Source organism: Paenibacillus sp. JQZ6Y-1 (assembly GCF_040719145.1).
GTDB classification, from domain to species: domain Bacteria; phylum Bacillota; class Bacilli; order Paenibacillales; family Paenibacillaceae; genus Saccharibacillus; species Saccharibacillus kandeliae.
The window spans coordinates 3,216,208-3,239,150 of the sequence record NZ_JBFDUZ010000001.1 but is presented as its reverse complement, the minus strand read 5'-3'; the positions used below and the strand labels follow the sequence as shown (position 1 = coordinate 3,239,150).

The window sequence follows — 22,943 nt, the reverse complement described above, 5'->3', positions numbered from 1 at the left end:
GTATTGTGCGCTGGACAAGGAGATGATCCGGCAGCGGTCAATGTGAACAGAACGCGATTTTGAAGCTTATTACAGGAAGGTAGCTGGTGGACATGGATGAAATGAGCAATGCAGAGCTGACGGAACTGATCGACTCGCTATGCCAAAGCAAGATCGAAGAGTTCAAAATGCTCGGCTATGAGCAGATTACTTCCGAGGAATTATGGGATTGCCTGAACAGCAAGTATGAAAAGCAGGGAATGCCGCGGTTGTATGCGCTGGTCAACGATATTTTGTCGATGAAGCCCAATCAGCTGATGAATTATCTCACAATGTCCTCGTATAAAGAAGCGGAAAAATGGTAATACCGTACGGTAAGGGGGAAACGTGACGGATAGCGGTCAGCAGTGAGACGACCGGGAATTGTAAGATTTTGTTCACATCAGGATAAGCAAATTCATTGGACCAATGGGAAGCTGGGGCCGGTGTTTTACTGGCATCAGCTTGTTTGTTTTGTCGACCACCGGTAAATTGACTGTCATTTGTGTCACCGATATAATAGGAATATTGAGAATGAAAGGGGAACCACATACGGGATGAAAAGAGTCATCAGTTTCGTAGTCGTCATACTGGTCGTAGCCGGCATTATCGGCGCAACGACCCCGCTGTTTAAAGACATCCGTTTGGGATTGGATCTTAAAGGCGGTTTTGAGATTTTGTATCAGGCTACGCCAACCACGCAAGGGGAAGCAGTCACTAGGGAATCCCTGATTCAGACTGCAAAAAGTCTGGAGCAGCGCGCGAATGCGCTCGGTACAAGTGAGCCCGAGATTACCACGGAAGGAACCGACCGGATTCGCCTTCGCATCGCCGGTGTAACGGATGAAGCTACCGTTCGCCAAACGATGAAGGAACCGGCAGAGTTGACGTTCCGCAGTATGTCTGGATGCTCGACCGATACTTCCAGCCAAAAGTCCTCGGACAAGTCAACGTCGTCCACGGAAAAAAGCAGTAACACAACAAGCAAATCGAGCGGATCTGCAGACAGTAAGAGCAATTCCGACAGCAACACGGTAACGACACAAAGTGCGGAATCGACACCGGCAGTAGAGGTTACGCCGAGTCCAGGTGTCACTTCATCTGCTACGTCCGATACTTATGCCAATGAAGATCCATTGAAAGTATATTGTAAAGTGGAACTTAAAGGGGACGATTTCAAGGAGAACGGCGCAGCTGTTTCCTATGATTCCTTGAATCAGCCTCAAATTACGATTCAAGTCAAAGACGCCGACAAATTCGCGGAAATCACCAAACGTCTGATCAATCAGCCGCTGGCAATTTTCCTGAATGATACTCTGTTGTCTGCACCGATTGTACGTGCAGAGCTGACAGATGGTACGGCAAGTATCTCTGGTAACTATACTAACGAGGAAGCACAGCAGCTAAAAGACCAGATCAATCTGGGCGCACTGCCACTGAAACTGACAGAAGTGTATTCGCAAAGTGTTGGCGCTTCGCTGGGTCAGCAATCTTTGACAGATACACTGCGTGCAGGTATCGCTGCATCCATCGTCATTCTGTTGTTCATGGTTCTTGTATACCGTGTACCGGGTCTGATCTCCGGTTTCTGTATTATCGTGTACATCTGGCTGACATTGATGATCTTTATCGCTGGTGACTTTACACTGACATTGCCGGGTATTGCCGCCTTCATATTAGGGGTCGGGATGGCCGTCGATGCCAATATCATTACATTTGAACGGATCAAGGATGAGATCATTAACGGCAAGAGCATCTCGTCCGCATTCAAATCCGGTAGCCGCAGCTCCTTTGGTACGGTTATGGATGCCCAGTTGACTACGATTATCGCAGCCGCGGTTATGTTCGGTCTGGGTACAGGTGCAGTACGTGGTTTTGCCCTCGTTCTGATCTTTAACATTATCGTAAGTATTGCAAGTAACTTGTTCTTCTCCCGTTATCTGTTGTCCCTACTTGTTAAGGGAAGACTGATCGACAAACCGGAGTATTTCGGCGTAAAGGAGAGTGAACGCAATGCGCTTTAAATGGAATTATGATTTTGTTAAGCTGAGCAAGTATTTCTACACATTCTCCATTATTGTGACCATTGCCGGTATTATTTCACTGGCAACGCTCGGTTTAAATTATGGCGTTGACTTCCGTTCCGGTTCCAATGTGGATATTACATTAACCAAGCAATTGACAGAGGCAGAAGTTCAGCCTGTGGTCGATAAACTGAATTTCTCTAATGATCCAAGTATCAATATTGGTAGCGGCGGCAAAATGTCGATCCGTTTCGAAACAGTATTGACGGATACGCAGGAAAATCAGCTGAAAGAAGCATTCACCAAGCAACTGGATAGCGGCGCTTCCTTTGAAGTAAATACCGTTGATCCGGCAATTGCCAAAGAGTTGGAGCGTAACGCGATCTATGCCGTACTGCTTGCCAGTATCGGTATTATCATTTACGTAACGATTCGTTTTGAATGGCGGTTTGCGGTTGCATCTGTTGTAGCATTGCTGCATGATGCGTTTCTCGTCATCTCGGTCTTCTCAATCTTCCGCTTGGAAGTCGATCTGACCTTTATTACAGCGGTACTGACCATTATTGGTTACTCGCTGAACGATACGATCGTTATCTTTGACCGTATTCGTGAGAATTTGAGATTCTCGAAGCAGAAAAAAGGCAGCGATGTAGCTACCATTGTTAACAAAAGTATTTCTCAGACCATGACCCGTTCCCTGAATACCGTACTGACTGTATTTATCGCGTGTCTGTTCCTGTTCATCATGGGTAGTGAGTCGATTCGTATGTTCTCACTTGCTATGATGATCGGTCTGGCATTTGGTGCGTACTCCTCGATCTTTATCGCGAGTCCGCTCTGGCTGGTACTGAAAAATAAACAAAAGCCAAAAGCGAAAAAAGCGTCGAACCCGGCGTAAACCTGTAAGCTTTCGATTGTTGAAGCCGCGTCCAGCTATTGACGCGGCTTCCTTTCGTCTTAGGAGGAACGCAATGGAGAATAAGTTTGTCCGGCAGCAGGAAAAGGTATTTTGGACATCGCTGTTAACTGGTTTGCTTCTGGCAATCGTGAAAGGTGTAACCGGATACCTTGCCATGAATAAGGCGCTGATCGGAGATGCGTTATATACGGCGGCAGCAACAGCTCGCCAATTGACTGATCGTGTATTTGGACAGGATCATCAGCGAGCGCGTAGACGGCAACCGGTTGAGGTATCATCGGGAAGTGGCAGTACAGGTGCGCCTTTTGCTCATATGGTGATGACTGTGCTGCTGTTGCTTGGTGGTCTAGAGATTGCCATTTCGGCGATTCGCGATATGATGGCAGACGAAATGGCAGAACCGAAGCCATTTGCGATTGTACTTGTATTTTTGGCGATGGCGGTGAATGAAGGTATATTTCGGTATCGCTATCGGTATGTGAGCAAAATGAACAGTACCACATTGACGGAAATGGTAGATACCCACCGCTATTCGTTGTACTGCTCGATTGTCGTACTGGCAGGATTGCTCGGTACAATTGCTGCGCTCGAATTGCAGCAGGACCGACTGTATTATGTACAGCCGATCTCAGCGATTATCGTAGGTATGATTTTGTGGCGTCAGGGGTATGTGCTGGCGCGTCAGTCCATCTATGGGCGGTTGGTGCATACGATGGAACAGCAGGATGCTAGCGACTATATGGAGACGGTACAGCGCGTACAGGGCGTGATCACTGTCGAACAGCTACAGGCACAGGAGCAGCAAGATGGCGTGCATATTGAGCTGGTGATCGGCGTGAATCCACAGATTACCGTGCAGGCAGCTGCCGAGATTGCCGATTATGCCAAAAATCTACTTTTGACTCGATTTACCCACGTTAGCCATGTCCATGTACAGGTTGTCCCGTACAATGGCGGTTATCCGTACAAGTCCAACTACGAATGGACTCGTAGCGAAGGACGCTCAGGAGACGGAATGCTTCACTGAAGGAGGAACATCATGATTCATTCACAATATCACTGGAATGTGACGACACCGGATCAGCAGGCTGCACAGCAGCTTAGCCGTGAATTAGGTATTGCTCCGTTGACCGCAGCCTTGTTGAGCGGTCGCGGCTACACGACTGTTTCGGAAGCCGAAGCCTTTCTAGAAGGTAGCCGTACGGCGAGCCATGATCCGTTTCTATTAGCAGGTATGCAGGAAGCGGTCGATCGGATTCGATTAGCACTGGAGCGCAGAGAGAAAATTTGGATTTATGGCGATTATGATGCAGATGGTGTATCTAGCACGTCGCTGATGATCCAGCTGCTACGTCATTTGCATGCCGATTTTGATATGTATATTCCGCATCGTTCCAAAGAAGGCTATGGGCTGCATAACCATGCGCTGGATCAGGCACATGTGCAGGGCATCACGCTCATTATAACGGTGGATACCGGGATTAGCGCAGTGGAGCAGATTGCACACGCGAATGATCTCGGTATCGACGTAGTTGTAACAGATCACCACGAACCACCAGCTGAATTGCCACAGGCGGTTGCACTGGTGAATCCGAAGCTGCCGTATTGTAAGTATCCATTCAAGGGACTGGCTGGTGTTGGGGTCGCGTACAAGCTGGCTCAGGCACTGCTCGGTATGGATAACGTGCCGGAAGCATGGCTGGAAATTGTATCAATCGGCACGGTCGCTGATCTGATGCCGCTGGAAGACGAGAATCGGATGATGGTACGTATCGGTGTAGAGCATATGAAAAACAGTGCGTTTCCCGGTGTGCGGGCGCTGATGAATATCGCAGCTATCGATCCGTCGCAAATGTCGGCAACCAGTATTGCCTTTGCCATGGCACCGCGTATTAATGCGAGTGGGCGGATGGAGCATGCTAGCCGAGCGGTCGAGCTGCTGACTACAGAAAATATGAGTCTGGCGGATCGGATTTCCTTTGAGCTGGATCAACTCAACAAGTCTCGTCAGGAACTGGTCAATCGAATGGTGCAGGAAGCGATTGCGATGCTGGAATCGGAAAAAGATCAGTATCCACGCGGTGTTCCTGATGTGATTGTGGTAGCGGGTGAAGGTTGGAATCCGGGCGTGGTTGGTATTGTTGCCTCTAAGCTGCTGGATCGCTACTATCGCCCAACCATCGTATTAGGCATTAATCCTGAAACGGGAATGAGCAAAGGCTCTGCTCGTTCGATTGCAGGCTATGATATCTATCGTGCGCTGCTGGATTGTGAAGATGTATTGGATCATTTTGGCGGACATCCATCGGCTGCCGGTATGAGCCTACATAGAGATCAGCTGGATGCCTTCCGTCGTAAGCTAAATGAGCGTGCTGCTACTCTGCTGACAGAGGAAGACTTGATTCCGCAAACGGAAGCCGACTACGAAGGTCGCATTGATCAGCTGACACTAGCAGCAGTGGAGGAACTGGATCGGTTAGCTCCGTTTGGGATGAACAACCCGCTACCCAAAATCGTGCTGCGTGGCGTTACCGTTTCGCAGGCAAAAGCGATTGGTAAAACATCGGATCATTTGCGACTCGTGGTAGAGCAAGACGGTAGCATGATCGAAGGTGTGGCATTTGGCAAAGGAGAGCTAGCAGAGCTGCTGAGTGAGGGCGATGTGATTGATGTACTCGCAGAGACGAGTATCAACGAATGGCGTGGCAATCGCAAGCCGCAGCTGATGGTGCAGGACCTTGCTGTGCCGGGCTTACAGGTGTGGGATCGACGCGGTTCTGGGCAATGGGATCGCAATTTGCAGCAGATTCGCAGCAAATGGTCGCGTTATATGGCAGTGGAAAGTGGGCAGCTTGGTGTCCTTTGCGATGAAAAACGTGCCGAAACTTTAAAAAGCCAATTGTCTGATGTATCCCTTTGGGGTTATGATAGACAGGTTGATATTGCGGCTTGCAATCATGTCTCCATACAGCATGGGGCAGAAGCCATACGCACATTATGTCTGTTATCATTACCGGCGCATATTCAGCAGTTGGATCATATGTTTACCACATTCACATCGCTGGAAAATATCATTTTGCTGCATGACCCGCCGAACCAGCAGGAACGGCTGCAAATTCCCGACCGCGACATCTTCAAGCTGATCTACGGCTGGCTTTCCAAAAGCAGTCAGCACATGTCGGACGAGAGTAAGCTTGTTCCTTACCTGAGTCAAAAAACGTCCAGCTCGGTACGCATGGTACAAATGATGCTGGATGTGTTCGAGGAGTTGGAGTTCATTGTCCGCCAAAATGGCACCGTACAGATGAATACAGCTCCAGCGAAACGTCCACTACACAGCTCACAGCTGTACCGGGAGCTTGGCGAGCTGGCTGAGATGGAATATATGTTATGTGAAAGTGATCTGCCGCAATTGACTTCATGGATGATTTCCCGTATGCAAGGCGTATCATAAACGCTAATTTTAGGAGGAGATTTTTTTGGATTTTAAAGAGCATATTCGTGTGATTCCCGATTTTCCGCAGCCCGGAATCAGCTTCAAGGATATTACTACACTGCTGCAAAATGGCGAGGCTTACAAACAGTCGATCGACGAACTGAAAGCGATGCTGAAAGACCTGAAAATTGATGTAATCGCTGGACCAGAAGCGCGCGGCTTTGTCGTGGGCGCGCCACTGGCTTATGCTCTTGGTGTAGGTTTTATTCCGATTCGTAAAACGGGCAAACTGCCGTACAAAACGATTCAAGCGGAATACGCACTGGAATACGGTAAAGATGTACTAGCGATGCACGTGGATGCTATTCAACCGGGTCAAAACGTACTGATCGCAGACGATCTGCTGGCAACTGGTGGTACGATCGCAACATGTGTTAACCTGATCCGTGAAGTGGGCGGCAACGTAGTGGGCGCAGCATTCATGATCGAGCTTCAGGACCTGAACGGACGCGAAAAACTGCCTGATATCGAGGTATTCACACTGACGCAATATCCTTTCTGATTTAACCTATTTACCTGCATCTCGGTATTAGGATAAAGCAGACTAGATACAGCAATGCTTTTCTTGGTTTCGAATGGTAATTATATCCATTTTAAGTGGAGTGATAAAAACCCGATTTTGTCTACGTTGTAGGCGAAATCGGGTTTTTTGGTCTTTTTTGCACAAAATTGGTCGAAAATGAGCATTTTCTTGAAACCATCACATAGGTGCTGCGTATTAGGTAAAGAGGCATGCTGTTTATATGCAAGCATTTTCATGTGTCAGTATGTTCAATTTTAGAGAAAAAGGAGGGGGAAGTATGGCGAATATTCGTGAAACGGACTTGCCCGGTATTGGAAGGAAATTTGTAGTGGAAACGGACGATCGTGATCAGGTGGCGATCGTTGTCCATGAGGACGGCAAGCGTGAGGTATACCGCAATCCGGTGTCCAGTCCAGACGATCACGAGCTGGTGATGACGCTGAATGATCATGAGGCGCGGCAGCTGGCGAGCATTATCGGTGGCATGAGCTATCAGCCGAGTGCACTCGAAAAGGCAGAACTATCCATTTCAAAACTAAGTATTGAGTGGTATAAGCTCAAGACGGGCACGCATTGCATCGGCAAAACGATTGGCGAGCTGTCGATTCGTGAGCAGACGGGCGCCGTGATCATCGCAGGCATCGGCGAAAAGGAGCAGCGGATTATTCCGGGACCGGAATATGTGCTGCAACAAGGTACAACACTCGTGATTGCTGGTGAGCGTAATGGCATCGTGGCGTTGAAGGAGCTGCTTGAAAGGGGGAGCGGCTAATGGATTACATTGTATTTGAGATTGGGATTGCCGTGCTGCTTGTTGCGCTGGCAGGGCTGCTGGCAAGCAAGCTACGATTCTCGGTCGTTCCCTTTTATATTTTGGCAGGGATGGCAGTTGGACCGCATGCACCGGTATTTGGCATCGTCGATTTTCGGTTTATCCAAAGCGCAGAACTAATTGAGTTTATGGGCAAGATCGGCGTGATTTTCCTGCTGTTCTATCTGGGACTCGAATTCTCGGTTGGACGGCTGGTGAAGGCAGGACGCTCCATTGCCATTGGTGGAACGATCTATATTGGCATTAACTTTACGCTAGGGCTGCTCTACGGCTTCCTGACAGGCTTTGATCTCAAGGAAGTACTCGTTATCGCAGGTATTACGACAATCTCGTCCAGTGCGATTGTAGCGAAGGTGCTGGTCGATCTAAAGCGTACAGCCAATCCAGAAACTGAGATGATACTAGGTATTATTATGTTCGAGGATGTATTTTTGGCAGTGTATTTGTCTGTCCTATCCGGTTTGCTACTCAGCGGTGCAACATCGCTTGGTGGGATTCTGTTGTCAGCGGCGATTGCACTTGGATATATGCTGTTGATTCTGATTGTGGGGCGCAAGGCAGTTCCTCTGCTAAACAAAGCGCTAAATATACAATCCAACGAAATCTTTATGTGCGTAATCTTTGCCGCGTTATTCCTTATTGCAGGTTTCTCTGAGACAATCCACGTTGCTGAAGCAATCGGTGCGTTGCTGGTTGGTCTGGTATTGGCGGAAACGTCGCATATGCACCGAATCGAAAAGATTATTTTACCGTTCCGCGATTTCTTCGGCGCCTTGTTCTTCTTCAGCTTCGGATTAACGATTGATCCATTGTCGCTGGGTGGCAATGCCGTATGGCTGGCGATTGGTGCAGTCATTGTAACGATGATCGGTAACTATACCGCAGGCATGATGGCAGGCAAGACCGCTAATCTGTCTCCGCAAGCGTCATCCAATGTCGGCCTGACGATTATGTCGCGTGGTGAATTCTCGATCATTGTGGCGAATCTGGGTGCTGCGGGAGCATTGTCTGGTATTTTACAGCCGTTTGCAGCGATCTACGTATTGATTCTGGCGATTCTCGGTCCCTTGCTGACCAAAGAGTCTAAGTTTATTTATAAAGGGGTATCGCGCATATTCCGACTGAACAAAGCAAGCAAATAATATATTCATAGGCATTGGCATCACAGAGCAAGCAAATTATTTTCCTATAACACGTCTGGCCGACCGGCACTGGTTCGGCAGCGCAGGTGGGCAATACGAGAGCAACATGCAAGATCGTATTATAAGAAAATGACTTGCTAGGGATGGTTGCAACAACCGAGATATCCTCCTGAGAAATGCACAATCGAAAAAAAGGACTGCTCCATGACGGGGCAGTCCTTTTTCTTTTATATGATAAGTTAGACATTAATCGGGAATCTTCGCAGGCGGCGCTTCGTCGTTTTTGTCGTTGGACAAGCCAGTGACGTGCAGAATGCGGAAGAACAGGCTGAGTACAATGCCTACGATCGTTGCCAGTGCCATACCTTTGAGCTGTACGGTGCCGAATGTAACAGTCGCACCACTCAGACCGGTAATCAGGACAACGGTAGTGAGCAGCATGTTTTGCGCCTTGGAGTAGTCGACCTTTTGCTCGACTAGAATGCGCAGGCCGGATGCAGCGATCACGCCGAACAGCAGCAGCGATACACCGCCCATAACCGGTGTCGGAATCGCAGACACTGCACCGGTAAACGTACCGGAGAACGACAGCACAATCGCGATAATCGCCGCGCCGCCGATCACGTAGACCGAATATACTCTAGTTAGCGCCATGACGCCAATATTTTCGCCGTATGTTGTATTCGGAGTCGAGCCAACAAAGCCAGAGATGATGGTGGAGATTCCGTTCCCCATCAGTGAGCGATGCAGACCGGGATCTTTGGACAAATTCTTGCCAACGATATTGCCAGTGACGAGCAGGTGACCGACATGCTCGACAATAACGACCAGTGCAACTGGAATGATCGTCAGGATGACGGACCAGTTGAATGTTGGCGTTGTGACATGTGGCAGCTGGATTAGGCTGGCTTCGGTAATACGGGTCGTATCTGCCAGACCAAGTGGGAATGCCAGCGCATAACCGACAACAATCCCGATCAGAATATGAATGATTTTGGGGAAGCCGCGGAACGTAACGGCGCCGATCAGTGTTACGCCGAGTGTGACCAGCGACAGCGTAACGACTTTACCATCTGGTGTCCACGTTGCTGCATCTACGCCAGATGGAGCGATAAAGCCTGCCATTTGTGCAGCGACAGGGATCAGCTCCAAACCGATCAGGGCGACGATAGCACCCATGGCAGCTGGTGGGAATACAATATCAATCCAGCCTGTGCCTGCATATTTGACCAGCAGAGCGACGAGCAGAAAGATAACACCAGTCACGATAAAAGCGCCGAGCGCCAGTGAATAGCCGGTATCATCATAGCCGTATTTGGTCAATACGAGGGTAACCGGTGCAATAAAGGCAAAGCTGGAACCGAGATAGGCGGGGATTTTGCCGCGACAGATCCAGATGTACAGCAGCGTACCGATACCGTTCATCAGCAAAATCATGCCGGGATCGACCTTGAACAGATTCGGTACAAGTACCGTACTTCCGAACATGGCAAAAAGATGCTGTAAGCTGAGCAGCAGTCCCGGTCCGAACGACAGTTTTTCATTTACTTGAATTTCACGCTGCACTGATTTCACTCCTTGACAGTTATTTGGTATGTACTTCATGCACGTGCGTATTTGCATCCTTAATAGCTTAAAGAGTTTGCCCGTTTTTTTCAATATAGATTTTCGCGCTCTTTCTTTTGTAAATTGCTGGTTTAACAAAGGAAGGCGGACAGTGGAACTGTATAGAATCTTTACAAACCCTTCATGTATAACGGTTGACGCCGCTAGGTGCAAGAGGCATAATTAGGGGAAACCTCTTTTTAAGAACCTGCCGCCGTGTTTACCGCTGAACAGGTTCCATTTTGAGTTTGGCATCATGAAAAGATTCCATATAAACGTCAACATTTTCATATACAATCCAATGTGTTACATGCTGCGTCCGGCTGTACCAGTAGGGCGTGCATGTTATTTTGCAAATAGAAAGGATACGACAACGATTCCATGGGCATAGAGCGATTACTCGAAAAGGCGTCCGCCTATATAAAACCAAAGGATCTGGAGCGCGTCAATGAAGCGTATGAGTTTGCTGAGCAGGCTCACCACGGTCAAGTACGCAAATCTGGAGAACCTTATATTTTGCATCCACTGGCAGTTGCAGATATTGTTGTGGGCATGGAGATGGACACCATCTCGATCATCGCCGCGCTGCTGCATGATGTTGTTGAAGATACAACAGTATCCCTCGAAGAAATCCGTAGCCGCTTTGGTGATACCTGTGCGATGCTGGTTGATGGTCTGACCAAACTTGAACGGATCAAATTCCGCTCCAAGGAAGAACAGCAAAACGAAAACTACCGTAAAATGTTTATTGCGATGGCGCAGGATATTCGGGTTATCGTTATCAAACTAGCTGACCGTCTGCACAATATGCGTACGCTCAAATACCAGTCCGAAGAAAGTCAGCGCCGGATCGCTTACGAAACGCTGGAAATCTTCTGTCCGGTTGCGCATCGTCTCGGTATCTCTGCGATCAAATGGGAGATGGAGGATATTGCACTCCGCTATTTGAATCCGCAGCAATACTACCGCATCGCTAATCTGATGCACAAAAAACGTGCGGAACGCGAGCAGTATATCGATAACGTCATTGACCGTATCCATGAGAAGCTCAAGGAGATGGGCATTGACGCCGATCTGTCTGGACGTCCAAAGCATATTTACAGCGTCTATCAAAAGATGACGAACAAAAACAAGCAATTTAACGAAATTTACGATCTGCTTGCGATTCGTATTATCGTTGACAATATCAAAGATTGTTATGCCACGCTTGGTATCATTCACACCTTGTGGAAACCAATGCCGGGTCGATTCAAAGATTATATCGCTATGCCGAAGCCGAATATGTATCAATCGCTGCATACAACGGTAGTAGGACCAAACGGTGAGCCGACCGAAGTGCAAATTCGTACCTGGGATATGCACCGTACGGCTGAATTCGGTATCGCTGCACACTGGGCGTATAAAGAAGGCGGCTCCAATGGCGGCGTGATGGAGAATAAAGTTCCTTTTTTCAAAGAGATTTTGGAGCTTCAGCACGAAGCTCAGGATGCGTCCGAGTTTGTCGAATCGCTGAAAATGGACTTTTTCTCCGATCTGGTCTTTGTATTTACGCCAAAAGGGGAAGTTATCGAATTGCCGAATGGCTCGGTGCCGCTTGATTTTGCGTATCGAATTCATACCGAGGTCGGTAACCGTACAATTGGTGCGAAGGTGAACGGACGAATCGTACCGCTGGATCATCGTTTGAAAACAGGCGATATTATTGAGATTTTGACATCCAAGCATTCATATGGACCAAGTCAAGACTGGCTGAAGATTGCCCAGTCTTCCCATGCACGGAGCAAAATCAAGCAGTGGTACAAAAAGGAAAAACGCGAGGAGAATGTACAGAAGGGTCGCGAAGCGCTAGAGCGTGAAATGAAGCGTTTGAACCTTGAGCCTTCTGTATGGCTGACCGATGATAAGCTGCTGGAAGTCGGTAAAAAGTTTGCTTTCCACGATGTTGAGGATATGCTGGCAGCAATCGGATTCAGCGGCATTACTGCGGCACAAATCTGTACGCGTCTGACCGAGAAACTGCGCCGGGAGCAGGAAGAATCCAATGTGATCGAACTGTCCTCGCAGGTAAAAGAAGTCAAAACCGCTGCACCGGAGCAAAAGCGTCGTCCAACGCATGGTGTCAGCATCAAGGGCGTCGACAATCTGCTCGTCCGCTTTGCACGTTGCTGCAATCCGGTTCCGGGCGATGATATTGTCGGTTATGTAACCCGTGGTCGCGGTGTATCGGTTCACCGTAGCGACTGTACGAACGTGCCAGATGTGAGCGACAATAGCGAAGCAGCACGTGTGATCGAAGTGGAGTGGGAAGATGCGGTGGAAGCGAACTACAACGTGGACATCGAGATCACTGGTCATGATCGCCGTGGATTGCTAAACGAAGTGCTGCAAACGGTAGCTGAGAGCAAAACCAATATCTCTGCCGTCTCTGGACGCTCAGATAAGAATAAAATGGCGATGATTCATATGACCATCATGATCCGCAATACCGATCATCTGCAATCCGTCGTCGACAAAATTAAACGCGTGCAGGATGTATATACCGTGCACCGGATTATGCAATAAGCTGTGAATGATATAGTGGTTTCATCTTTGTGATGATGTTCCAATGAGAGCAGTCGATTTCGCTTTATAGCGGAGTGGGCTGCTTTTCATTTTGTAGAGAGTATGATAATTTTATTCATATTATTCATGTACATGCTAGAATGTCATTTCTGCAAATTATAGTTTACGTAAAAGGAGACATACATATGAGAGTCGTTATTCAACGCTGTAAGCACGCATCCGTAACCGTCAACGAGGAGATTGTCGGTCAGGTTGGCAAAGGGCTAATGGTGCTGGTTGGGGTTACCCACGGAGATACGATCGAAGATGCGGAGTATCTGGCAGGCAAGGTAGCCGGTATTCGTATTTTTGAAGATGAACATGGCAAAATGAATCTAGGCATCAGCGATATAGGAGGGCAAGTGCTGTCGGTATCGCAGTTCACGCTCTATGGCGATAGCCGGAAAGGTAGACGTCCTAGCTTTATTGATGCAGCGCGACCGGAACAAGCGGTGCCTGTGTATGAAGCGTTCAATGAGTCGTTACGCCGTCAAGGATTGACGGTGGAAACAGGCAAATTTGGTGCTGATATGGACGTAGCACTGACCAATTGGGGACCGGTGACACTGATTATTGATAGCCCAGCCAAAGCGGAATCGTCCATCTAAAAACAGAGGTTAACTAGAGATTGAATGGGAAAGTAAGAATATCCAATAAGTAGGGCAGCAGGGCGACAGCTCCATTCCGTGAGGATGGATTGTCGTCTTTTTGTTATATTGATGTCTACCTTGCTGCAAGCGCATAGTTATACCGATTTTGCTTGGAAGGTATGTACCTGAAGATGACAGTATATAATCCTAAGAAATTTGCATAGGATGTAGGGTAAAGCGTAAATACGTACCCAAATTCCTACCTTTGAAACTGCCATTCTCCTGTTATATTCGTCCTACAACCGGGTAATAACAAACCGAAAACATCTTTGCGGTTCCATCCACCGAGACGGCAACATCACCGCGCAATTCCGCGAACCGCAAAGTCCATTTCTGCATAGATAACAACATCATTCACTAGCAATGAAGGGAGAATACACATCATGAGTAAAATCGCTTTTCTGTTGGCAAATGAATTTGAAGATAGCGAAATGCAGGTACCGTACGACGAACTGACCAAAGCCGGTCATCAGGCAGACATTATCGGTCTGGAAAAAGGCGAGAAGGTTACTGGTAAAAATGGTAAAGCTGAATATACAATTGAAAAAGCAATTAGCGAGGTACAGGCATCTGATTACGACGCGCTCGTTATTCCGGGCGGATCTTCTCCAGAAAACCTGCGTCTCGATCCGAATGTACTGAATTTCGTAACTGAAATCAGTCAAGCAAACAAAACGATCGGTGCGATCTGCCACGGCCCGCAAATTCTGGCAAGTGCTGATCTGCTAAAAGGTCGCACGATTACATCGTACCCACCACTCAAAGTGGATATGATTAATGCTGGCGCTAACTTCCAAGATGGTGAAGCGATTGTGGATGGCAACTATATCACATCCCGTACACCCAAAGACGAGCCCGCCTTCGTACGCGAGCTGTTAAAAGTATTGTAATTTCCACAAGTAACGTCTATTTTGACAGATGGTCTGCAAGGCTGTCTGCACATTAGCGAGGAGGTTATTATAATGACTCAGCATATTCAAGCTTATTTCCGTACCGAAGATCAGGCACAAGGCGCACAAACGTCATTGCAGACATTCAACGTTAAAAATTTGGAAGTGGGACGTCTTGATAAACAGATCAGTCAAGGCAGTCGTGTGCTTGTTCCACTTATCCCGTTGAATGCAGGTGGTACAGCTGGTGGCGGTAACGCTTCTGGCGTATCTGCTGGTGTTGGTCCGGGTACGATTGTACCGCCAACAGCAATTATCGACGAGGATGGCAAACGCAACGAAGTCACGGATGATGATACAGCGAATCGCCGTGACCGCGACGATGCCGATGCGTGGAGCGCGCTTGGCGCGACTGACAAAGACTATGACGATCTGAAATATGTACTGTCCGCTACCGTGATGGAAGCAGATGTGGAGAGCGTAGTACAAAAACTGCGTACGAATAACGCATTTGTAGAAGTACTGGAGTAGTGTGAATATAAAGCACCAAACAGCAAGTGATCCCAACATGAGCCATCTGATCGCTTCAATGACGATCGGTATAGAACGTGCTGATGTCATTTGGCGATATGAACCCAAGCCCGGAATGCGATCCGGGCTTTTTTATTTGCCTGTTTTTGACTTCGTTTCGCATTCGATCTCTATGCTTGCTTGCCTGTAAAACCCCTTGATTTTACAGGCTTTTCAGGCATCTGACCGATCATGTTATACCTATTGTAATAAAACTGTAATATAGGAAACATCTTCTCTTAACAAACACCCTCTATAATGAACCCATGACCCCCTTTTAACATACTTGTTGGCCTGCAGCCCGTTGCTGCAGGTTTTTTCTTTGTCTGAAAAGTATTGACTTTAACACAGCACTTCATTACAATCGGTAAATATAACATGGAGCTGTCTCGTAAAATAAAGCAAGAAAGTAGTGCTTGAACAGCTGCCAGATGGTATACTATATGTTAGGCAAAACTGTATGAACGATTCATGGACGGGAAAAGTACCACCGACAACGGACAGTTCCATTTTGGAAAAAGAGAGGCATTCCCTTGGGCTGCAAGGAATCCCTGGACGACGGTGCGAAAAGACCTCCCCGAGAACATGGTGTGAAAGATAGAAAAGCAGGCAATGACGGATCTGCACAGGTTGCAGAACGCCGTAGGATCAGACGAAATGGTCTGAATAATATGCCGCTTTTGGAATCCAAGTAACCTCATGCGTAGTCAGCGGGCGTTAACCGCTTAATGAAGCGAATGTGTACCGATCTAGATGATCGGAGTACCGTATCCACGGCAGCATTCGAAATGTGGGTGGCACCACGGGTGAATGGTAAATCCAGTCCCTCGTCCCTGTTTTGCAAGTAAAAACAGTGACGTGGGGCTTTTTGTGTTTTTAAAATAAAAAGTCATCAGGAACAGTCACTGGTCTTCAGCTGATTGAAGGAGGAGCAATTATGGCGTTTCAAAAACCGACAGGCACGCAGGATTTTCTACCAGGCACTGTGGAGAAATGGCAGTATGTCGAGGAAAAAGCAAGAGAGATGTGCAGACGGTTCAATTACCGTGAGATTCGTACACCGCTGTTTGAGCAAACCGAGTTGTTCCAGCGTGGCGTTGGCGAAACAACTGATGTGGTACAAAAGGAAATGTACACCTTTGAAGACAAGGGCGGCCGCAGCATGACGTTGCGTCCAGAAGGCACGGCTGGCGTTGTTCGCGCGTATGCGGAGAACAAGCTGTACGGACTGCCGGATGTGACGAAGCTGTATTACATGGGACCAATGTTCCGGTATGAGCGTCCGCAGGCTGGACGTTATCGTCAATTCCACCAATTCGGCGTGGAGGCATTCGGTTCGGTCGATCCGGCGATTGATGTAGAAGTGATCGCACTCGGATTGGAGTTTTTCAAAGAGCTGGGCTTGAAGGATGTCACAGTGGAAATCAACTCGGTCGGAACGTCGGAGACGCGTGCCGCTTATAACGAAGCATTGCTCGGCTTCCTGCGTCCGATGAAAGATACACTGTGCAAAGATTGCCAGCACCGGATGGAACGCAATCCAATGCGTGTACTCGACTGTAAAGTGGATCAGGACAAATTTGTCGGCGCACCATCCATTTTGGATAGTCTCGATGAAGACAGTCGTGCGTACTTCCAGCAGGTACGGGATTATCTGACAGCGATGGAGATTGACTATACCGTCAACGAACGACTGGTGCGTGGACTAGATTATTACACGCATACGGCGTTTGAATACAAAGCGCAAGGCATCGGCGCCATCGATACGATTGGCGGCGGCGGACGCTATAACAAACTCGTTTCTGAAGTGGGCGGACCGGAACAACCGGGTATCGGCTTTGGAATCGGGATGGAGCGTTTGCAGTTAATTTTGGAAAGTCAGGGTGTAGAAGTACCAGCAAGCAAGCCGCTGGACGTCTATTTAATTGCACTCGGCGAAGCTGCTGAGAAAGAAACAGTGAAACAGCTATTCAAGCTACGTACACTCGGCTTTGCGGCAGAACGCGATTATCTGGGTCGCAAAATGAAGGCTCAAATGAAATCCGCTGACCGTCTAGAAGCGCGCTACACCGCCATTCTAGGTGATGATGAGCTGGCAAACGGCGAAATCGCACTCAAGCATATGGCAACAGGCGACCAGCAAACCGTTAAGCTGGCAGAGCTGGCGAATCACCTGAAATAAAAACAATACGTTAGTAAAAAACCATGAGCTGTTAAGCACCGAATGTTTCGGTTCTTACGCTTCTATGTATGACCACCAACTCGCTGGTATTGCTTATTACACAGCAGCCAAATCCAGCGGGATGTATATTTCATCATAAAAGGAGAATGTAATATGTTAAGGACTCATAACTGCGGAAAGCTGACCGCCGACAACATCGGCGAGACAGTAACATTGAATGGATGGGTGCAAACTCGTCGTGACTTAGGGGGCGTACTATTTATCGATTTGCGCGATCGCAGCGGAATCGTACAGATCGTATTCAACCCGTCGTACTCCGGCGATGCACTGCAAATCGCTGATCGTGTCCGTAGTGAATATGTATTGTCTGTTAAAGGTGAAGTTGTTCGCCGTGACGAAGAAACAATCAACGCGAACCTGCCAACGGGCGATATCGAAGTACGTATTACCGAAATCGAAGTGATCAATGCAGCGAAAACTCCGCCATTCTTTATCGAAGATGGGGTAGAGGTAGACGAATCGCTGCGTATGAAATATCGCTATCTGGACCTGCGTCGTCCTGAAATGCAGCAGACGCTCATTCTGCGCTCCAAAGCGACGAAAGTATTCCGTGACTTCCTCGATGAGCAAGGCTTTATCGATGTAGAAACGCCAATCCTGACAAAGAGTACACCGGAAGGCGCGCGTGACTATCTCGTACCAAGCCGTGTGCACGAAGGCGAATTCTTCGCACTGCCACAATCGCCACAAATTTACAAACAGCTGCTGATGGTGAGTGGTCTGGAACGGTATTACCAAATTGCTCGTTGTTTCCGTGACGAGGATCTGCGTGCGGATCGTCAGCCTGAATTTACGCAGGTCGACATCGAGACTTCCTTTGTAGATCGTGATGAGCTGCTGGGTATGATGGAGCAACTGATGGTGCGTCTGTTCAAAGAAACCATCAACGTGGACATCCCAGTTCCATTCCAACGTATCACTCATGCAGAAGCAATGGACAAATACGGCTCTGACAAACCGGATCTGCGCTTCGGTCTGGAACTGGTAAACGTTAGCCATATCGTTGCTAACAGTGGTGCGAAGGTGTTCGCAACTGTGATTGAAAAAGGCGGCGAAGTCAAAGTACTCAACGCGAAAGGCTGCGGTACATGGACACGGAAAGAAATCGACAGTCTAGAACCATACGCGAAGCGTTACGGTGCGAAAGGTCTGGCATGGATTCAAGTCAAAGAAGGCGAATTCCGCGGTCCAATCGTGAAATTCCTCGGCGAAGACGAGATTCAACAGCTGCGTGAAACGACCAATGCCGAAGAAGGCGATCTGCTGTTGTTCTCCGCAGATACCAAAAAAGTCGTTGCTGATGTACTGGGCGCAATGCGTCTGAAAATCGGTCGTGACCTCGGTCTGATCGACGACAAAGCATACAAATTCGCATGGGTTGTGGACTTCCCACTGCTCGGTTACGACGAGACATCCAAGCGCTATGTAGCGGAGCATCATCCGTTCACCCGTCCATACGAAGAAGATTTGGAACTGTTCAACACCGATCCAGGCAAAATCCGCGCACAAGCATACGATATCGTACTGAACGGCTACGAAGTGGGCGGCGGTTCCCAACGTATTTACCAACGCGATCTGCAAGAGAAAATGTTCGAAATGCTCGGCTTCACACCAGAAGCAGCACGCGAGCAATTCGGCTTCCTGATGGATGCGTTTGAATATGGTACGCCACCACACGGCGGTATTGCCTTCGGTCTTGACCGTCTCGTGATGCTGCTGGCTGGTCGCACCAACCTGCGCGAAACGATTGCTTTCCCGAAAACGGCAAGCGCAACCGACCTGCTTATGGATGCACCAGCACCAGTCGACCAAGCTCAACTGGAAGACCTGCATATCCGTCTGGCTCCGAAAAAGCCAGTGATCGACAAAAACTAATTCCAGCTGTCTGAGTGGAATGACTGACTTTTATATTGGTTTGGATTCTATTTCTACCCAACCCCTGTGTCCGGTATCATGCCGGATATGGGGGTTAACCCATGCTATGAGGCGTTAACATTCTTCGGTGTACGCGGTATCCTTTGAATGAGATTTCGTATAGCGGTTAATAGAACATAACATGCCAATGAACAGGCAGAGCTTGATCAACAGATAGATCGAAAGCGAAAGGAGCTTATGTATGCTAAATCAATTTTCTCGTACCGAGCTTGCGTTTGGACCAGAAGGTATTGAAGTGATGAAAAATAGCACCGTTGCTGTACTCGGTATCGGCGGCGTTGGTTCCATTGCCGTTGAAGCGCTGGCACGTACTGGCGTTGGTCGCATCATTCTGATCGACAAGGATGTCGTGGACATCACAAACATCAACCGCCAGATTCATGCACTGACCACCACCGTCGGTCAGAAAAAGGCAGACCTGATGGTTGAGCGCGCCAAGCTGATTAACCCAGAATGTGATGCGATTGCACTGAATATGTTTTACACGGAAGAGACGTATGAGGAGCTGTTCAAATACGATCTGGATTATGTCATCGACGCGTCGGATACGATCATTTACAAAGTCCATCTGATCAAAGAGTGTCTGAAGCGCAATATTCCGATCATTTCCAGTATGGGTGCTGCTAACAAAATCGATCCGACTCGCTTCCAAGTCGCCGATATTTCCAAAACCCATATGGACCCGATCGCTCGCGTCGTACGCACAAAGCTGCGTAAAGATGGCATTCGCAAAGGCGTGAAGGTTGTCTTCTCGACTGAGGAGCCGAAAAAACCGCGTCAGGATGTGACCCAGAAGATCGTTCCTGAAAATGCACCAGAGATTCGCAAAGCGAAACAACCACCAGCAAGTAACGCGTTTGTCCCGCCAGTTGCTGGTCTGATCATGGTGAGCGTGACCGTTCGTGAACTGCTGGAAAAGCACGGAATTGAACTGTAAAACGATAATGATGCTGTAGGTGTTTATACGGCGTCTTGGTAAGATATACTGCTATGTGTATGTATTGGCGCTGCTACGTTGTCATCTATGGATAACGTAGCAGCGCCCAATTTATGTAAAAAAAGAATACAGCTAGCATTCCCCATCTCTTTGTGATAAACTGAACATCCTTTGTTCCGGAGTGCATACCACGAATATGCACGGATAAAATATGGCGAAAACCATAGTCAAAGCGCGAACTTGAAAAGAGTACACCTAGTTCTGCTCCTGCCGATTGGCATAGGGGCGGCGCTGTGTGTGCTTTTTGCTTGTTATTTGCCGGACGGGGACATTATAGATTTCTTAGGAGGCAACTGAAATGGACAAGGATTTTCAAAGTGCCTATCAAGAAGAGCAGGAGAAACTGAGGCTCACGCTGGATGAGGTGGATACACAGCTTCAACGGTTAACCGGCATTCCGGTTTACACCGGGCATGACTTTACCGAGCAGGTATTGGAAGCAGGTCGGGAGCAGCAGCGCCAGACACTGGCAAAGAGCGCACGGGAACCTTATTTTGGTCGACTTGATTTTGCTGAGGGAGAGGATGGCGAACGTCGTCCATTGTATATCGGCAAAGTAGGGGTCGGCAAATCGGAAATTGACGAGCAGCCGCTCGTCGTGGATTGGCGAGCACCGGTTGCCAGTCTGTTTTACTCGTTTACCGGCGGCGAGGAGATAGCGGAGTATGAAGCGCCGGAAGGCTTGGTGCAAGGGCTTGTGTATTTGAAACGAAATCTAGTCATCCGTCAGCGTGAGCTGGAACGGCTTGCCGATACGTATGATCGTCATAGCACTGAGCCGGTGGTGACGGACGAGTTTCTGGTGTACCGTCTGGGTGAGAACAAGGACAACAAGCTGCGAGATATCGTGTCTACTATTCAAGCGGAGCAGGATCGTATCATCCGCGCGGTGAAGAATACCGCACTCATCATTCAGGGCGTCGCCGGTAGTGGAAAAACAACCGTCGCCCTGCATCGACTTGCGTTTCTGCTGTACCAGTATCAAGAGCAGGTATCCGCAGAGAAAATGATTATTTTTGCACCGAATAATATGTTTCTGGATTATATCTCCGAAGTGCTGCCAGAGCTGGGTGTAGGCGATATTCAGCAGAGCACATTTGCCGATTGGGCGCAGCAATTGCTGGAAAGCGATCTGAAGCTAGTACCGACATCCGACACGTACGAGCAGTGGTTTGAACGGTCGGATCGACCGGATGTGCATGACGGTACGCCTTCTCGCTACAAAGGCTCGCTTGCCTTTATGCAGCTGTTGGAACGGTATGTAGAGCTGCTAGAGCAGGTAGCAGTGCCAGATATGGATTTCAGTCCATGGGATGGCGCGGTGCTGAAGCGGGAAGAGATTCTGGAGTGGTACAATGTCGAGTATCGCCCCTATCCGCTAGCTAAACGCAAAGAGCGCGTACTGGCGCGCGTGCATCGCTGGGTAGAAATGCGTTTGAAAAAAGCACCTTCCGAAACCATTCGCAAGGAGCGTAAAAAGAAAGCGACTCAGCGCGAAAAAGCGTATGCCAACAAGTGGCCCAAATACGAGCCGTTGGCGCTGTACAAGCAGCTATTCAAAGCAAGCAAAAGTACACTTACTGCGGAACAACTGGAACCGCTTTGGAATGAATTACCGGATGGTATGCTCAAAGCCGTCTCGGTCGAGCTGAAAAAAGATCGTTTCCGCGATGAGGATTTGCCAGCACTGGTGTATATTCATACGCTGCTGAACGAGATGGACGGCAACCAGCGCTTTGACCATGTGGTCATTGACGAAGCGCAGGATTTCTCGCCTTTTCATGTGGCGCTATTGAATCTGTATGTACGTGGCGGTTCCTTTACGATTCTGGGCGATCTGTCGCAGGGCATTCATGCGTATCGCGGTGTACATGCGTGGGAAGAGATGAGTACGTTGTTCCCGCAGGAGCAGACGGACTATTTTCCACTGACGCGAAGCTATCGGTCGACGATGGAGATTATTGAGTTTGCCAATATCATTCTAGAGCATGGTGTACGTAATGGGATTACCGCTGTGCCAGTATTCCGCAGTGGTGATCCGGTGCGCATGCTACCATGCTCAGGCGATCAGCGCGTGGATACCATCATCGCTCACTGGCAGGAATTACAGGGCAAACAATTCCGCACCAGCGCTATTTTGACCCGTACGCTGCATGAAGCGAAGGAGCTACATGAACAGCTGACCAGCGCCGGATTGGAGCTGAATCTGATCGACGGCGGGAAAGCGACGTATCAGGGCGGGCATTCTATTTTACCAGTGTATCTGTCCAAAGGATTGGAGTTTGACGCAGTTATGCTGACGGATGTGGATGCGCAGCATTATCGCAATGATCCGTGGGACGCAAGACTGCTATATGTCGGCTGTACGCGTGCCTTGCACGAACTGTGGCTGCTGCATGGTGATGATCTACCGGAGTATGTGCGTCAACCGGAAACAGAACATAGCCATTCACAAGTATAACAGCTTGGCTGTAGCCAATCGGGTACAGCATTCTGTAT

The 22,943-nt window shown here is 48.5% G+C and carries 17 protein-coding genes; 16 read left to right on the top strand and 1 reads right to left on the bottom strand.

Annotated features, from left to right (window positions below):
* Positions 1–92 precede the first annotated feature (92 nt).
* The 8 genes from ABXR35_RS13730 to ABXR35_RS13695 all read left to right on the top strand — a co-directional run bounded on the left by ABXR35_RS13730 (position 93) and on the right by ABXR35_RS13695 (position 8,954).
* Entirely contained in the window at positions 93–344 is a 252-nt protein-coding gene (locus ABXR35_RS13730; RefSeq protein WP_367061458.1) for a post-transcriptional regulator, read from the top strand.
* Positions 345–575: 231 nt separating this feature from the next.
* Positions 576–2,042, top strand: a complete 1,467-nt coding sequence (gene secD, locus ABXR35_RS13725) for a protein translocase subunit SecD (RefSeq protein WP_367060983.1) — start codon at positions 576–578, stop codon at positions 2,040–2,042.
* Entirely contained in the window at positions 2,032–2,940 is a 909-nt protein-coding gene (secF, locus tag ABXR35_RS13720; protein WP_367060980.1) for a protein translocase subunit SecF, read from the top strand. The genes secD and secF overlap by 11 nt, the downstream gene beginning before the upstream one ends.
* Positions 2,941–3,013: 73 nt before the next feature.
* Entirely contained in the window at positions 3,014–3,988 is a 975-nt protein-coding gene (locus tag ABXR35_RS13715) for a cation diffusion facilitator family transporter (protein WP_367060977.1), read from the top strand.
* Positions 3,989–4,000: 12 nt separating this feature from the next.
* Positions 4,001–6,415, top strand: a complete 2,415-nt coding sequence (recJ, locus tag ABXR35_RS13710; protein ID WP_367060974.1) for a single-stranded-DNA-specific exonuclease RecJ — start codon at positions 4,001–4,003, stop codon at positions 6,413–6,415.
* Positions 6,416–6,440: 25 nt separating this feature from the next.
* The gene (locus ABXR35_RS13705) at positions 6,441–6,959 is read left to right on the top strand and encodes an adenine phosphoribosyltransferase (protein WP_367060971.1); all 519 of its coding nucleotides are present in this window, start codon (positions 6,441–6,443) and stop codon (positions 6,957–6,959) included.
* 298 nt (positions 6,960–7,257) lie between these two features.
* The gene (locus tag ABXR35_RS13700) at positions 7,258–7,752 is read left to right on the top strand and encodes a cation:proton antiporter regulatory subunit (RefSeq protein ID WP_367060968.1); all 495 of its coding nucleotides are present in this window, start codon (positions 7,258–7,260) and stop codon (positions 7,750–7,752) included.
* On the top strand, positions 7,752–8,954 hold the full coding sequence (locus ABXR35_RS13695; RefSeq protein ID WP_367060965.1) for a cation:proton antiporter: 1,203 nt from the start codon (positions 7,752–7,754) through the stop codon (positions 8,952–8,954). Before ABXR35_RS13700 ends, ABXR35_RS13695 begins: the two co-directional genes overlap by 1 nt.
* A 246-nt stretch (positions 8,955–9,200) precedes the next feature.
* On the opposite strand, the gene uraA is transcribed toward ABXR35_RS13695, so the two are convergent.
* On the bottom strand, positions 9,201–10,520 hold the full coding sequence (uraA, locus tag ABXR35_RS13690) for a uracil permease (RefSeq protein ID WP_367060962.1): 1,320 nt from the start codon (positions 10,518–10,520) through the stop codon (positions 9,201–9,203).
* A gap of 420 nt (positions 10,521–10,940) precedes the next feature.
* On the opposite strand from uraA, the gene ABXR35_RS13685 reads away from it, so the two are divergent.
* From ABXR35_RS13685 to ABXR35_RS13650, 8 genes are all read left to right on the top strand, one after another.
* Positions 10,941–13,121, top strand: a complete 2,181-nt coding sequence (locus ABXR35_RS13685) for a RelA/SpoT family protein (protein ID WP_367060959.1) — start codon at positions 10,941–10,943, stop codon at positions 13,119–13,121.
* Between the two features lie 185 nt (positions 13,122–13,306).
* Positions 13,307–13,768 carry a D-aminoacyl-tRNA deacylase gene (dtd, locus tag ABXR35_RS13680; protein ID WP_367060956.1) on the top strand — a complete coding sequence of 154 codons (462 nt, stop codon included), beginning with the start codon at positions 13,307–13,309 and terminating at the stop codon, positions 13,766–13,768.
* A gap of 425 nt (positions 13,769–14,193) precedes the next feature.
* A complete protein-coding gene (locus tag ABXR35_RS13675; RefSeq protein WP_367060953.1) occupies positions 14,194–14,700 on the top strand; it encodes a type 1 glutamine amidotransferase domain-containing protein in 507 nt (168 codons plus the stop codon).
* A gap of 72 nt (positions 14,701–14,772) precedes the next feature.
* Positions 14,773–15,231 (top strand): hypothetical protein, encoded by a 459-nt coding sequence (locus ABXR35_RS13670; protein WP_367060950.1) that lies wholly within the window; start codon positions 14,773–14,775, stop codon positions 15,229–15,231.
* A gap of 976 nt (positions 15,232–16,207) precedes the next feature.
* Positions 16,208–17,452 carry a histidine--tRNA ligase gene (gene hisS, locus ABXR35_RS13665; RefSeq protein ID WP_367060947.1) on the top strand — a complete coding sequence of 415 codons (1,245 nt, stop codon included), beginning with the start codon at positions 16,208–16,210 and terminating at the stop codon, positions 17,450–17,452.
* 153 nt (positions 17,453–17,605) lie between these two features.
* Positions 17,606–19,387, top strand: a complete 1,782-nt coding sequence (gene aspS / locus ABXR35_RS13660; protein WP_367060944.1) for an aspartate--tRNA ligase — start codon at positions 17,606–17,608, stop codon at positions 19,385–19,387.
* Between the two features lie 241 nt (positions 19,388–19,628).
* Positions 19,629–20,384, top strand: a complete 756-nt coding sequence (locus tag ABXR35_RS13655; RefSeq protein WP_367060941.1) for a tRNA threonylcarbamoyladenosine dehydratase — start codon at positions 19,629–19,631, stop codon at positions 20,382–20,384.
* A gap of 358 nt (positions 20,385–20,742) precedes the next feature.
* On the top strand, positions 20,743–22,905 hold the full coding sequence (locus tag ABXR35_RS13650; protein WP_367060938.1) for a HelD family protein: 2,163 nt from the start codon (positions 20,743–20,745) through the stop codon (positions 22,903–22,905).
* Positions 22,906–22,943: the final 38 nt, after the last annotated feature.

Excerpts from the sequence above, each read along its gene's own strand:
- hisS (WP_367060947.1), top strand. The coding sequence starts at position 16,208 with ATGGCGTTTCAAAAACCGACAGGCACGCAGGATTTTCTACCAGGCACT.
- ABXR35_RS13695 (WP_367060965.1), top strand. The coding sequence starts at position 7,752 with ATGGATTACATTGTATTTGAGATTGGGATTGCCGTGCTGCTTGTTGCG.
- secD (WP_367060983.1), top strand. The coding sequence starts at position 576 with ATGAAAAGAGTCATCAGTTTCGTAGTCGTCATACTGGTCGTAGCCGGC.
- ABXR35_RS13675 (WP_367060953.1), top strand. The coding sequence starts at position 14,194 with ATGAGTAAAATCGCTTTTCTGTTGGCAAATGAATTTGAAGATAGCGAA.
- ABXR35_RS13685 (WP_367060959.1), top strand. The coding sequence starts at position 10,941 with ATGGGCATAGAGCGATTACTCGAAAAGGCGTCCGCCTATATAAAACCA.
- dtd (WP_367060956.1), top strand. The coding sequence starts at position 13,307 with ATGAGAGTCGTTATTCAACGCTGTAAGCACGCATCCGTAACCGTCAAC.
- ABXR35_RS13655 (WP_367060941.1), top strand. The coding sequence starts at position 19,629 with ATGCTAAATCAATTTTCTCGTACCGAGCTTGCGTTTGGACCAGAAGGT.
- ABXR35_RS13650 (WP_367060938.1), top strand. The coding sequence starts at position 20,743 with ATGGACAAGGATTTTCAAAGTGCCTATCAAGAAGAGCAGGAGAAACTG.
- ABXR35_RS13700 (WP_367060968.1), top strand. The coding sequence starts at position 7,258 with ATGGCGAATATTCGTGAAACGGACTTGCCCGGTATTGGAAGGAAATTT.
- ABXR35_RS13715 (WP_367060977.1), top strand. The coding sequence starts at position 3,014 with ATGGAGAATAAGTTTGTCCGGCAGCAGGAAAAGGTATTTTGGACATCG.
- ABXR35_RS13730 (WP_367061458.1), top strand. The coding sequence starts at position 93 with ATGGATGAAATGAGCAATGCAGAGCTGACGGAACTGATCGACTCGCTA.
- ABXR35_RS13670 (WP_367060950.1), top strand. The coding sequence starts at position 14,773 with ATGACTCAGCATATTCAAGCTTATTTCCGTACCGAAGATCAGGCACAA.
- secF (WP_367060980.1), top strand. The coding sequence starts at position 2,032 with ATGCGCTTTAAATGGAATTATGATTTTGTTAAGCTGAGCAAGTATTTC.
- aspS (WP_367060944.1), top strand. The coding sequence starts at position 17,606 with ATGTTAAGGACTCATAACTGCGGAAAGCTGACCGCCGACAACATCGGC.
- recJ (WP_367060974.1), top strand. The coding sequence starts at position 4,001 with ATGATTCATTCACAATATCACTGGAATGTGACGACACCGGATCAGCAG.